The organism is Porphyromonas canoris, from assembly GCF_000769115.1.
GTDB lineage: Bacteria > Bacteroidota > Bacteroidia > Bacteroidales > Porphyromonadaceae > Porphyromonas_A > Porphyromonas_A canoris.
In genome coordinates this window covers 54835-67790 of sequence record NZ_JQZV01000006.1, presented here as the reverse complement: position 1 = coordinate 67790, position 12956 = coordinate 54835, and the positions used below count along the sequence as shown (strand labels likewise).

Sequence of the window (12956 nt, the reverse complement as noted above, 5' to 3'; positions counted from 1 at the left end):
AGCACGACCGAATTGTTAAATTCAACCCATTTTGTTAACACAAATTCCGATACCTGTTCACTCAAAACACTAAACGAGCATATTCTTCCGGCTTAACGTGTTTAATTTTTCAACGAACACGTTTACCGATTTCATTAAACACGTTTACCGGATTCGATTAACGTGTTAAGAATTTTCACTTATAATGCTGAGAATTAGAATATTAAGAATTTTCACCCTCTTTTTGCCGTTTTGGGGCATAAAACCAAGTTAAAGTTTATTTACATATTCCCCTGTTAAAATTCGCATATATTAACGCGAAAAAGCCCCATGAAATGGACTGAGAAAAAATTTTTTCCAAATTCGCGATTTTTCATATCTACCTAATTGTTAGAATCTTATTGCGATCTTCAAATTTTAGGAGGAGGAAAAAAGGGAAGGAAGAGGAGATTTCGGACGAATTTCGGAAAGGTCGTTTTTATATAAAAGTTCCCCAAAAACAGAAGAGCATCCCAAGCCAAAACTTAGGATGCTCTTTTGTATATTTTTCGGCGGGAATGCTACCCGATAAAGTTTTCGCAGTATGCGCAGAGCTTTTCGCCGTTGTGCTCGATGTACTGAGCATAAAGCGGCTCGGAGGCAGTGATGCAGACCGGATTGGAACAGCGGTGATCTCCTCTGTGCGTTCCATGTGCAATGCGTGGCACTTTAGGCTCCAAGGCGATACCTTCGGCGGCTCGGAGGAGTGTAAGGATAAGTGCCATGCGGATGTATTTGCCATTTGCCACTTGTCGGAAGTAGGCACTTCGAGGGTCGTTGTCTATCTCCGGTGATATTTCGTTCACGCGTGGAAGTGGATGCAGGACGATCATCCTTTCAGGGGCAAGCGCCATCTTTTCTTCGTCCAAGATGTAGAGATCCTTAACCCGATCGTATTCGGCGATGTCCGAAAAGCGTTCTTTCTGTACGCGTGTCATGTAGAGAATGTCCAACGTCCCGATAACGGTTTCGATGCTGTCGCTTTCGGTATAGGAGAGACTTGCCTGACGCTCCAGCTCTTTCCGCATATAGTCCGGCAGGCGGAGCGAGTCGGGCGAGATGAGAACGAAGTGTATGTTCTCGAATCCGGACATTGCTTTGATGAGAGAATGCACCGTGCGCCCATACTTGAGGTCTCCGCAAAGACCGATGGTGAGCTTGTCGAGTCTGCCCAGTTCACGATGAATCGTCAGAAGATCCGTTAGTGTCTGTGTGGGATGAGAGTGGCTACCATCTCCGGCGTTAATGACCGGGATGGAGCCGTACTGCGATGCGACCAAAGCGGCACCCTCCTTAAAGTGTCGCATGGCTATGATGTCTGCATAGGTAGATACGACACGAGCCGTGTCGGCAACGGTCTCGCCTTTGGAGGCGGAGGAGTTGCGCGCATCGGAGAAGCCGAGTACATTTCCTCCAAGCTCCATCATCGCAGCCGTGAAGCTGAGTCTGGTGCGTGTGCTCGGCTCGTAGAAGAGCGTTGCCAACTTCTTTCCCCTACACACTTCGGCATAGGCAGCCGGGCGGGCTATCATATCTTCGGCAAGGGCGATGAGGTCTCGCACTTCTTGCGAAGTAAAATCGGTAGGTTCTATACAGTGTCTCATGAGAAAGGAGAGGTTAGGGATTACTGTCTGATCCAAGATTCGTCCGAAGGGTTGTTACGGAAGGCGATCACCTGTTCCTTCTCTTCGGGCGCGATGTACCCTTTCTCCACGGCAACTTCCACGAGAGTGTCCACGTTGGAGAGGGAGACATTTTTGACGCCGGCGGCTTCGAGGCGGTCGATGCCCTTCTTCATCCCATAGGTGAAGATGCTCACGATGCCGAGCACGTCTGCTCCGGCTTGGCGCAATACCTCTACGACGTCCAAAGAGGAGCCGGCTGTGGATATAAGGTCTTCGACGACGACAACTTTTTGCCCCGGTTCAAGGTGTCCTTCGATCTGATTGGTGCGTCCGTGGTCCTTGGCACCGCTGCGGACATAGCCCATGGGCAGATCGAGAATGGTGGCTGTGATGGCTGCATGAGCGATGCCGGCGGTGGATGTTCCCATGAGCACCTCCACGTCCGGATAGTGTTCGCGGATGAGAGTTGCGAGTCCTTCCTCCACCGCTTCCCTAATCTTCGGATAGCTCAAAGTGAGGCGATTGTCGCAGTAGATGGGGCTCTTGATACCGCTTGCCCACGTAAAAGGAGTTTTCGGGCTCAAAAAAACTGCTCTGATAGAGAGGAGTTTTTCCGCTATATCTCTTGATAGATTTTCCATGTCTTCTTTAATATCTGTTTTGAGGTGAATGTATATGTTGTGCCGAGGGTGAAAAAGCGTGCAGTCGGTCTCTCCGAATTTGGAGATTGTCATTGCTGTTTTTTATCATTCGGGCGGATCCGTTTTTTCTTCTTCCGCAAGGAGAAAAATTTCTTTCCGCATAGAAATTTATTTTCGTCCGCAAAGAAATTTCGCCTTTTCCGAAAGGAGACTTTAATTCCTTTACATCAAGCTGAAAATCAAAATGCTGCACACATTTTTAGGATGCGACTTTTTTCATCGCTGCAAGAAGTCTCGACAGACCTTCCGATAAGCCTGCACCGGATCGGGAGCTGCAGTGATGGGACGCCCCACCACGATATAGTCCGACCCGATTTCGCGAGCACGTTCGGGGGTGGTTACGCGTACCTGATCGCCTTTATCCCCATCAGCAAAGCGTACACCGGGCGTGATGGTCAGGAAAGAGGGGTGTGTTGCTTCTTTCACACCCGCCGCTTCGAGCGGAGAGCAGACCACGCCATCGAGTCCGGCACGCTCGGCATTTTTTGCATAGTGAGCTATGACGTCGTTGATATCGCCTTGTATGAGCAGATCTTCATTCATGCGCTCCTGCGAAGTGGACGTAAGCTGCGTTACCGCAATGAGCAGCGGACGAGAGCCATCCGGTCTGGTGAGTCCCTCAACGGCGGCACGCATCATTTCCACCGTACCGGCAGCATGAACGTTAGTCATATCCACATCCAGCTTGGAGAGGACAGCCATCGCTTTCTTTACGGTATTGGGTATGTCGTGGAGCTTGAGATCCAAGAAAATCTTGTGTCCGCGCTTCTTTATCTCTCTTACGATTTCGGGACCTGCAGCGTAGTAAAGCTCCATCCCGATCTTGACATAAGGCTTCTCGTCCCGGAAAAGATCCAGGAAACGGAGCGTAGCCTCTGCGCTCTCGAAGTCGCAAGCTATGATTACATCTTTTGCCATGTTGTTCTGTTCTGACTATAATAGTGTTCTTTTACTCTTATTCTGCCACACCAATAATCTCCCTGAGGGATGAGATGCCCAGCTTCTCCATCTCCGCCGGAAGCGCTTCGATGATCTCCTTAGAGGCATAGGGATTGATGAGATTGGCGGATCCGACCTGCACGGCAGTGGCTCCTGCCATCATCATTTCCAGAACATCCCGTGCCGTCATAACGCCTCCGCATCCCATGATAGGGATCGAGACCGCCTTGTGTGTCTGGTACACCATGCGAAGAGCTATGGGAAATATCGCAGGTCCTGAGAATCCGCCCGTACCATTGGCAAGGATGGGACGACGCTTTTTGAGGTCAAAGCGCATGCCCAAAAGCGTATTGATCAGACAAAGACCGTCTGCACCTTCCGCTTCGCATGCCTTTGCGATGGAGACGATATCCGTAACGTTCGGGCTCAATTTGATATAAACCGGTTTTTTGCTTACGGCTTTCACATGCTTGGTTACGAGTGCGGCTTGATCGGGACAAGTGCCAAAACTCATCCCTCCATGCTTGACGTTAGGGCAGCTGACGTTGATCTCGATGATGCCGACCTGCTCCACTTCGCTCATCAACTCGGTGCAGTAGACATACTCTTCCAATGAAAATCCGCTGATATTAGCCACCAACGGTTTCTTGAAAATCTTTGCCAATCGGGGAAGCTCCTCTTCTATCACCTTGTGAACACCGGGATTTTGCAGCCCCACCGCATTGAGTATTCCCTCCGTGCACTCTGCAATGCGAGGGGTAGGGTTACCGAATCGAGGTTCTTTGGTAGTCCCCTTGAAAGAGATGGAGCCAAGTATGTTGAGATCATAGAAAGGAGCGTACTCCTGACCGAACCCGAATGTTCCGCTTGCAGGGATAATGGGATTATCCAACTCCACTCCGCTAAGATTTACAGATAAGTCTACCATACGATCTCCTCCTTTCTGAATACAGGACCTTCCAAGCAAACTCGCTTGTATCCTTCCGTTGTCTTGTGTGTGCATCCCATACATCCTCCAAAGCCGCAGCCCATTCTCTCTTCAAAAGAGAACTGTCCGGTGAAAGGCAGAGCATGGAGAGCTTTCAGCATGGGCGTCGGTCCGCAGGTGAAAAGATAGTCTATACTCCGACACTCCGGGCTATCCATGATAAGCTCCGTAACCAATCCTTTGAATCCATGGCTGCCATCCACCGTGGCGACATATACCGTTGTTCCGGGAATCTCGGCAAACTTATCGGCATAGAAGATCTCTTTCTCCGTATTAAAACCCAACACCACGATTGGCGCAGCTCCATTATCGGAAAGATCCTTACAAAGCCTGTAAAGAGGAGGTACACCCACTCCCCCCCCCACAAGAAGCGGACGGGAAGCAGATACAGATATATCGAAGCCGTTGCCAAGACCTGTCAGGAGGTCAAGCTCGGCTCCTGCATTCATCTTGGAGAGTGCCTCCGTGCCGGAGCCAAAGACCTTATATATAAGGGTCATTGTGCCGTCATCATAGTCGCAAACAGAAATGGGACGACGTAAGAAATGCCCTTGGACAAGGATATTGACGAACTGACCGGGACGGGAAAGGTATCGGGTATCTCCCTCCAATATCATCTGCCAGACATCCTTGGCTATATTGACATTACTAAGGATAGTATATCTTCCTTTCTTGTACATTATATACGTTTTATTTATTCGGCATCTATGGTCGAAACTTTCAGAGTGATCTCTTCCAGCACATCCAACAATACTTTCACGGTTTCCAGCGCAGTGAAGACGGTAACGTTGTTCTCCACGGCGGCTCTACGTATTTCGTAGCCATCCAGACGAGTATTGTGCTGATTTACATCTATCGAGTTGATCACGTAGCTCACATAGCCTTGTCTTAAAGAGTCTATAATCTCTGTACTACCCTCGCTCAGCTTGTGCAGTGTACGTGTCCGGATTCCGTTGTCTCTCAAATATTTTGCCGTACCGGTAGTAGCTTCTATGTTAAAGCCAAGGTTATAAAAACGTCTTATGAGTGGAAGAGCTTTCTCTTTAGCGGCATCGGCAAGTGTAACAATCACGGTTCCGTAGTTTGCCACATTCATTCCCGTAGCCTGGAGAGCTTTGTACAAGGCACGGGTAAGCGTTTTGTCGTACCCGATAGCCTCGCCGGTGGATTTCATTTCCGGGCTGAGATAAGAGTCCATACCCCTTATTTTAGCAAAGGAGAATGTCGGAGCTTTCACATACCAACGCTTCTTTTCTGCCGGATACTCGGAGCTGTATCCAAGTTCTTTCAGACTCTTGCCCAGCATAACCTGTGTAGCCAAGTGAGCCATCTGGATTCCGGTTGCTTTGGACAAGAACGGCACAGTACGTGAAGAGCGAGGATTAACCTCGATGACGTAAACCTCTTCTTTGTCGTCCACGATAAACTGGATATTGAACAGCCCTCTTATACCGATTCGCAAGCCCAACTGCTTGGAGTATTCAAGGATGGTCTCTTTCACTTTCTGGCTTACCGAGAATGTCGGATAGACACTGATGGAGTCTCCGGAGTGGATACCTGTTCTCTCCACGTGCTCCATGATACCCGGTATAAAGACATCCGTTCCATCACAGATGGCATCTATCTCAAGCTCTTTACCTATAATATATCTGTCCACAAGCACCGGCTGATCGGTGTTAAGCTCTACCGCATTTTGGAGATAGTGGCGCAGTCTCTCCTCATTGGATACTATCTGCATGGCTCTACCACCAAGAACGTAGCTCGGTCTCACGAGTACCGGATAGCCTATGCGTGCTGCTGCTTTCACACCATCCTCTATGTTGGTTACGGCTTCCGCTTCCGGTTGAGGGATTTTCAGCTCTTCCATGATGCGCTCAAAGCATCCACGGTCTTCTGCGTTGCGTATTGCCTCCACATCGGTACCGATAATGGGCACACCAAGTTTATGTAGTGGCTCTGCAAGGTTAATCGCTGTCTGTCCTCCGAGAGACACGATAGTGCCGACAGGTTTTTCCAGATCGTACACATTCATGACATCTTCCACCGTGAGCGGTTCAAAGTATAACTTATCGCTTGTAGTATAGTCCGTAGATACGGTTTCCGGGTTATTGTTGATGATGATAGCCTCATAACCGGCTTCTCTGATAGACCACACGGCATGAACGGTAGAGTAATCAAACTCCACTCCTTGCCCGATACGTATAGGACCTGAACCCAATACGAGAATCTTTTTCTTGTCGCTCGGAGTGGATTCCGACTCGTTCTCATAAGTAGAATAGAAGTAAGGAATATCCCTATCGGTCTGCCCTGCACAGCTATCCATCATCTTATAGACCGGATAGATGCGGTGTTCTTTGCGGAAAAGATACATCTCTTCCTGACTCATGTTCCAGAGCATTCCCACATACTGATCACTAAAGCCCAGCTTCTTCACCTCTTTCAGAACAGCGGCATCCCTGACATTATTACGGACCAAAGCCTCATGTTCCACTATGTTTTTGAACTTCTCAAGGAAAAACAAGTCTATCTTCGTATTGTTGTAGATAAGAGAAAGGTCTACGCCGTTTCGGATAAGTTGAGCTATGGCATAGATACGTTCATCGGTCGGAGTCTTGATGTATTCAAGAAGTTCCGCAGAGGTTTTGTCGTCGAAGCTTTTCTTGTGAACGTGGCATACGCCCTGCTCCAAACTGCGGATAGCCTTAAGGAAAGACTCTTCCATGGTACGTCCGATACTCATCACCTCTCCGGTGGCTTTCATCTGCGTACCGAGTACATTGGAAGCATCGCTGAACTTATCGAATGGGAAGCGAGCCACCTTTGTTACAACATAGTCTATCGTAGGCTCACAGCAAGCCGGCAGATCCTTGATAAGGATTTCATCCAGATGCATTCCCACAGCAACCTTTGCCGTAACACGAGCTATCGGATAGCCTGTTGCCTTGGAAGCCAAAGCCGAAGAGCGAGAAACACGAGGATTGACCTCTATCAAATAGTAGTTGAAAGAGAGTGGATCCAAAGCAAACTGCACGTTACATCCTCCCTCTATCTTCAGTTCACGGATGATACGAAGGGCACTGTCTCGCAACATCTGCACCTCCTTATTGGTCAGTGTCTGGCTTGGTGCTACCACGATAGAGTCTCCCGTGTGTACGCCTACCGGATCTATATTCTCCATGCTACAGATTGCCATTGCGGTGTCGTTGCTGTCTCGCATCACTTCAAACTCGATCTCCTTGTAGCCTTTGATGCTCTTCTCTATAAGAACCTGATGAACGGGAGAGAGGAACAGTGCATTGCGCATAAGCTCTCTAAGCTCATCCTCATCATCCGCAAAACCACCGCCGGTACCTCCGAGTGTGAATGCAGGACGAAGCACCACCGGATATCCGATCTCCGCAGCCACTTCCACTCCCTCTTCTATCGTGTGAGCGATCTTGGACGGAAGCACCGGTTCACCCAGCCCTTTGCACAACTCCTTAAAGAGATCCCTGTCTTCCGCTCTCTCTATACAGGTGAGAGAAGTGCCGAGCATCTCTACCTTACACTCGTCCAATATACCTTTCTTGGCAAGCTGCATGGAAAGATTAAGCCCCGTCTGACCTCCCAAGCTTGGAAGAAGGGCATCGGGTCTCTCGTAACGAATAATCTTTGCGGCATATTCCAGTGTAAGAGGCTCCATATAGACTTTATCTGCCATGTTGGTATCCGTCATGATTGTTGCCGGATTGGAGTTGAGAAGAATCACTTCATACCCCTCTTCTTTCAAGGCGATGCAGGCTTGTGTTCCTGCGTAGTCGAACTCCGCAGCCTGACCTATCACGATAGGACCGGAGCCTATCACCATTATCTTCTTTATGTCTGTTCTCTTTGGCATCTTCTACTTATTTTTTCATCAGATCTATAAAACCGTCAAACACCTCTCTGTAATCTGTTGGACCCGGATTACTTTCCGGGCAGAACTGTGTTGTCATCACCTTATCCTCTTCGCAGATCATCCCCTCAATATCCTTCAGTACCACATTGCGGTGAGTAGCCACAAGCTTTGTGCCCATCAGGCTACCCTCTCTCATGGAATATCCATGATTTTCCGCTGCCATCTTTACCCTGCCTGTTCGTAGATCCTTAACCGGGAAAGATCCTCTATGACCCACACGCATCTTGTAAGATGTTGCACCATAAGCGTGTCCGATGAGCGTATGTCCGAGAGAGATTCCCAGCATCGGCACTTTCCCCTTAAGCTGTTCTATCGTCTCCAGCACACTTGGAAGATCGGCAGGATTACCGGGTCCGCCGGCAAGGACTATACCGTCCGGAGCAAAGGCGAGAATCTCTTCCGCCGTTGTATCGAAAGGCACTATCGTAACATTGCAGCCTCGTCTGTTAAGACTTCTGATGACGTTATACTTAACGCCCAAATCGAGCACGACCACATCGTAGATATGTCCGGGTGTACGGGTCAGCCATCTTTTCTTACAGCTTACACGAGAGACACCGTCTGTCGGAAGCGTCCAAGAGTCCAACTTTGCCTTAGCCTCTTCTACCGGTGTATCAGGTGAGGTGAAGAGCACTTTCTGTGCACCCTCTTGTCTTATTATACGCGTCAGGGCACGGGTATCTACTCCCGCTATTCCGGGGATATTATACTCCTCCATCACTTCACTCAGCGTTTTGGTATATCTGAAGTTGCTGGGAGAGTCGTTGTACTCTCTTACCACAAATCCTCCTGCTACAGGATACTTTGCTTCATAGTCTTCATCCGCCACGCCATAGTTTCCTATAAGTGGGTATGTAAGCACCACCGCCTGATCCACGTAAGCCGGATCGGAGAGGATCTCCTGGTAACCAACCATGGCAGTATCGAAGACCAACTCCCGGATTGCTTCTACTTTGGCTCCAAAGCCGTAACCATAAAACTCCCTGCCGTCGCTGAGGACGATCTTTGCGGTGTATGGCTTTATCGTTGTCGTCATCTTCTGAAAAAATATATCTGTTAAAGTCTTTCTGACATCTTGTTATCTACATAGACATGCTTACCCGAAACTACGGTGAGCATCGTTTTACCCTGTACATCCCATCCGGTAAACGGAGTGGCTCTACCTTTGGAGAGGAATGTTTCGGGGTCCACCTTGTACTTCGCCTCCAGATCCATCACCACAAAGTCTGCGCTGTCTCCCACGGCTGTACCGCCATCTATGCGGAACAGACGGCGAGGATTGTTTGCCATCAAGTCCATAAGATGTTCGAGAGACATCTTTCCGGTAACGACGAAGTATTTGTACATCAGAGGGAATGCCGTTTCCAGTCCGACGATACCCATATTGCTTCCTGCCAGTCCACGGCTCTTTTCCTCTGCCGTATGCGGTGCATGATCCGTGGCAATACACTCCAATGTGCCATCCATAACACCTTTGAAGAGTGCTTCTTGGTCTTCTTTGCTTCTGATAGGCGGATTCATCTTAAATCTTCCATCCTCTTCTATCTCCACATCGGTAAGAAGAAGGTAGTGCGGAGCCGTCTCTCCACTCACACGCAAACCTTTTGCTTTGGCTTGTCGGATAAGCTCCACGCTCTCTTTTGTAGAGACATGGCAGACATGATACTGACAGCCGGTTCGTTCGCTGTACTCTATATCCCTCTTGACCTGAAGCCACTCGCTTTCCGAGCAGATCCCTTTGTGTCCGTGAGCTTTGCAGTACTCTCCATCGTGGATATATCCTCCCTTTATCAGCTCTTCCACTTCGCAGTGAGCCACAATGGGTCTATCCACCACGGCGCATCGGCGCATCGCCTCTTCCATCAAGGCATCTTCCTGCACGCCTCTGCCATCATCGGAAAATCCTGCCACTCTTGACTCTATCCCGGCAAAGTCCACAAGAGTTCCTCCACCCTTCTGTCCTATCGTGATACAACCTATCGGATAGACCTTTACCACAGCCTGCTCCTCTATCATGCGCTCCTGTACTGCCAGTGTCTCGCTGCTGTCCGGAGCAGGATTGAGGTTAGGCATCGGACAGATAGCGGTAAATCCGCCATGAGCCGCAGCTGCCGTTCCGGTGGCATAGGTCTCTTTCTCGGAAAATCCGGGTTCACGCATGTGCACATGCACATCCACCAAGCCGGGCAATAGCGTAAGACCGGAGAGATCTATCACTTGTTCTTCCGGCTCTTTCGGTTCTATCACCGCCTCCACAGCCTCTATCTTTCCGTCTCTCACTGCTACGTCGAAGCGTCCCAGCTCTTTCTTATCCGTGCGGTACACAGTTGCATTCTTGTAGATTGTTCTTGATCTCTTCATCTTGGTTCTTTAATACAAAAAAGGGTAACCGAACAACTCGGCTACCCTAACAGTAAATTGAGGAAATATCGTAAGAGTAAAAAAGGAAAAGGAGCAAGATCCGCCCGTGTTACAGACTTGGGCAAGGCTACACTGCATCCCTGTATGACTCCTTAGTCTCTCCATTGTGTACTATATGATTTGCTCTTACAAAGGTAGTGCAAACTTTTGGGTTGCGCAAGCCTGAAATACTCTTTTCATTATCTTTGTGAAAGAACAAAAAGAGTTGGCTCATGATGATGAAAATAATGGACTCTTCCACCCTGCGGAAAATCCGTTGGTCTCCATACATTTTAAGGTATATCTTCCCGCTCATTCTCCTTATGACAGGCACCATTTATGTCGTGAGAAAGGTTTCGACCAGCTCTATCACGCCCTACTATTATAAGGAGATGGAGAGAGTCTCTCCCGAAGAAGGGCTGAAGCTGATGAGCTACAAGGGACGGTACAACACCGCATTCAACGACCTCAATGAAGAGCAGCTGATCGTGGCACAGCGGTTGGGCATAGAGCCGATGCAGAGCAGAGAGGATCTGGATAGCAGAAGGAGCGATCTGGTAGAGGTGAAAGACACCCAAAACTACAGCCTTGCCACTCTCTCCCACTCCGTACCGTTCCTGGTGCCGAAAGCCAAAAATCTGTTGGACGAAATCGGTGCAAGATTTTCGGAAAAGCTCTATCTCTATGGGCAAAAACCGTATCGCCTTCAGATAACGAGCATCACTCGTACCATTGCGGATGTCAAAAGTCTGGCGAAAAACAATGTCAACTCCACCCCAAACTCTACGCACCTCTACGGGACAACCATAGATATTTCGTGGGCTACGTTTGTAGAGCCTCCCTCCGGCTACACAGCGATCAATGGAGAGAAAGACCTCTCGCCGGAACAACTCAAAGGAGTGCTGGCACAAGTGCTTGATGAACTTCGGCAAGCGGATCGCTGTTTCGTGAAACACGAACGCAAACAACCCTGCTTCCATATCACGGTACGATGACAACCCGATGAGAAAAACGAGGGGATATTCATTTTTATATATTCCATCCCGGTGCTTCTCCCCTGTTTTTGCTCTCTCTATTTTGTTCGCACCCCTCGTTTTCAGAGCGCGACCAAACTGTTAAATTTGCCCTATTTTATTAACACAAATTCCGATACTCGTTAAGCCAAAACGCTAAACGAGCATATTCTTTCGGCTTAACGTGTTTAATTTTTCAATGAACACGTTTACCGATTTCATTAAACACGTTTACCGGATTCGATTAANATATTCTTTCGGCTTAACGTGTTTAATTTTTCAATGAACACGTTTACCGATTTCATTAAACACGTTTACCGGATTCGATTAACGTGTTTAGCCAAAACCATTAAAACACTAACAATCAGCCTACTACGTATTTTTACCCCCAAATGCCCCTGAAAAGGCAAATTTCTCTATTAGGAAACGTTTACAGATAGGAGTGCTAAAATTAACGCCTATTAACGCGAAAAGGCCTCATGAAATGCTCTGAGAAAAAATTTTTTCCAAATTCGAGATTTTCCATATCTTACTGACCACAAACTTCTTACACAATCTTCAAAAATTAGAGACTGATTTTATGACAGAGGTATCACCCTTTCAGAACCTCTTTTTAAGGAAAAATCGACAGAGTGGGTGAGAACTTTTATATAAAAATAGAGGGGAGAAAAAACGTCTGAACCTTATTAAAAGAAAAAGCAAGAAATCTTGGCAAACAAAAAACCTGCAAATCTTCATCTTCTAAGAGCAGAAAATTTGCAGGTTCTTCTCAAAGTACCACTACACCGGGCACATATATCTGAAAAATTAGAAGCTTCTCTTCTCACAAAAGAAGAGACCTGAAAAGAGCTTCCGGAACTACTTTTTGATCAAAACATAGTTTTGTGCCAACTCTCCCTCAGGCTCTACGCCATTGGAATCGCATAATACTGCTCTGTCTTCATAGACATTGAAGTATCTGGTTTCTGTCTCCGGAGAAGAGAGTTCTATAGTACGACGATTTTCCAAAAGGGTAAACTTTCCACTCTCTTGAAAGGTTGAGTTTTCCTCTCCCATATACTCCATAGTAAGGGAAAACTCCTCCCCGGAAAGAATCAAAGACATGCGAATGCCTTCACAGTCCGCACAAGGGATAACGCCTTCAAAGGTTCCTTGCAGCACTTCAGCCATAGCTTCCTCGCTAATAGACCATTCTACGGTAGTTTCTGTGGCAGTCTCGTTGCCACTCTTGTTGTTGCAGCCAACAAGGAAGATCGCACTAAGAACGATCATAAGAGATCTCTTTTTCATCTTGCTTATATGATTTTGTTGTGTGATAATAGGATAACGCAAAGA

At 47.9% G+C, this 12956-nt stretch carries 11 protein-coding genes; 1 reads left to right on the top strand and 10 read right to left on the bottom strand.

Features of this window, described 5'->3' with window-relative positions; all coding sequences use genetic code 11:
- Window positions 1–539: 539 nt before the first annotated feature.
- From pyrB to HQ43_RS02915, 9 genes are all read right to left on the bottom strand, one after another.
- Window positions 540–1658 (bottom strand): aspartate carbamoyltransferase, encoded by a 1119-nt coding sequence (pyrB, locus tag HQ43_RS02955; RefSeq protein WP_316931155.1) that lies wholly within the window; start codon window positions 1656–1658, stop codon window positions 540–542.
- Entirely contained in the window at window positions 1643–2284 is a 642-nt protein-coding gene (pyrE, locus tag HQ43_RS02950) for an orotate phosphoribosyltransferase (protein WP_036789803.1), read from the bottom strand. The genes pyrB and pyrE overlap by 16 nt, the downstream gene beginning before the upstream one ends.
- Before the next feature lie 276 nt (window positions 2285–2560).
- Complete coding sequence (pyrF, locus tag HQ43_RS02945) at window positions 2561–3262, bottom strand: orotidine-5'-phosphate decarboxylase (RefSeq protein ID WP_036789445.1); 702 nt, start codon at window positions 3260–3262, stop codon at window positions 2561–2563.
- Between the two features lie 37 nt (window positions 3263–3299).
- Complete coding sequence (locus HQ43_RS02940; RefSeq protein WP_036789441.1) at window positions 3300–4211, bottom strand: dihydroorotate dehydrogenase; 912 nt, start codon at window positions 4209–4211, stop codon at window positions 3300–3302.
- The gene (locus HQ43_RS02935) at window positions 4205–4951 is read right to left on the bottom strand and encodes a dihydroorotate dehydrogenase electron transfer subunit (protein ID WP_036789438.1); all 747 of its coding nucleotides are present in this window, start codon (window positions 4949–4951) and stop codon (window positions 4205–4207) included. Before HQ43_RS02935 ends, HQ43_RS02940 begins: the two co-directional genes overlap by 7 nt.
- Before the next feature lie 14 nt (window positions 4952–4965).
- Window positions 4966–8148: a carbamoyl-phosphate synthase large subunit gene (carB, locus tag HQ43_RS02930; protein ID WP_036789436.1), complete on the bottom strand. Its 3183-nt coding sequence runs from the start codon at window positions 8146–8148 to the stop codon at window positions 4966–4968.
- Between the two features lie 7 nt (window positions 8149–8155).
- Window positions 8156–9244 carry a carbamoyl phosphate synthase small subunit gene (locus HQ43_RS02925; RefSeq protein WP_235305939.1) on the bottom strand — a complete coding sequence of 363 codons (1089 nt, stop codon included), beginning with the start codon at window positions 9242–9244 and terminating at the stop codon, window positions 8156–8158.
- A 20-nt stretch (window positions 9245–9264) separates the two neighbouring features.
- Window positions 9265–10569 (bottom strand): dihydroorotase, encoded by a 1305-nt coding sequence (locus HQ43_RS02920; protein ID WP_036789433.1) that lies wholly within the window; start codon window positions 10567–10569, stop codon window positions 9265–9267.
- Window positions 10570–10696: 127 nt separating this feature from the next.
- Window positions 10697–10924, bottom strand: a complete 228-nt coding sequence (locus HQ43_RS02915) for a hypothetical protein (RefSeq protein WP_036789430.1) — start codon at window positions 10922–10924, stop codon at window positions 10697–10699.
- Window positions 10925–10931: 7 nt separating this feature from the next.
- Here HQ43_RS02915 and HQ43_RS02910 point away from each other — a divergent pair, with 7 nt between their 5' ends.
- Window positions 10932–11603 (top strand): DUF5715 family protein, encoded by a 672-nt coding sequence (locus HQ43_RS02910; RefSeq protein WP_036789428.1) that lies wholly within the window; start codon window positions 10932–10934, stop codon window positions 11601–11603.
- Window positions 11604–12479: 876 nt separating this feature from the next.
- Here HQ43_RS02910 and HQ43_RS02905 read toward each other — a convergent pair.
- A complete protein-coding gene (locus HQ43_RS02905; RefSeq protein ID WP_036789426.1) occupies window positions 12480–12911 on the bottom strand; it encodes a copper resistance protein NlpE in 432 nt (143 codons plus the stop codon).
- Window positions 12912–12956: the final 45 nt, after the last annotated feature.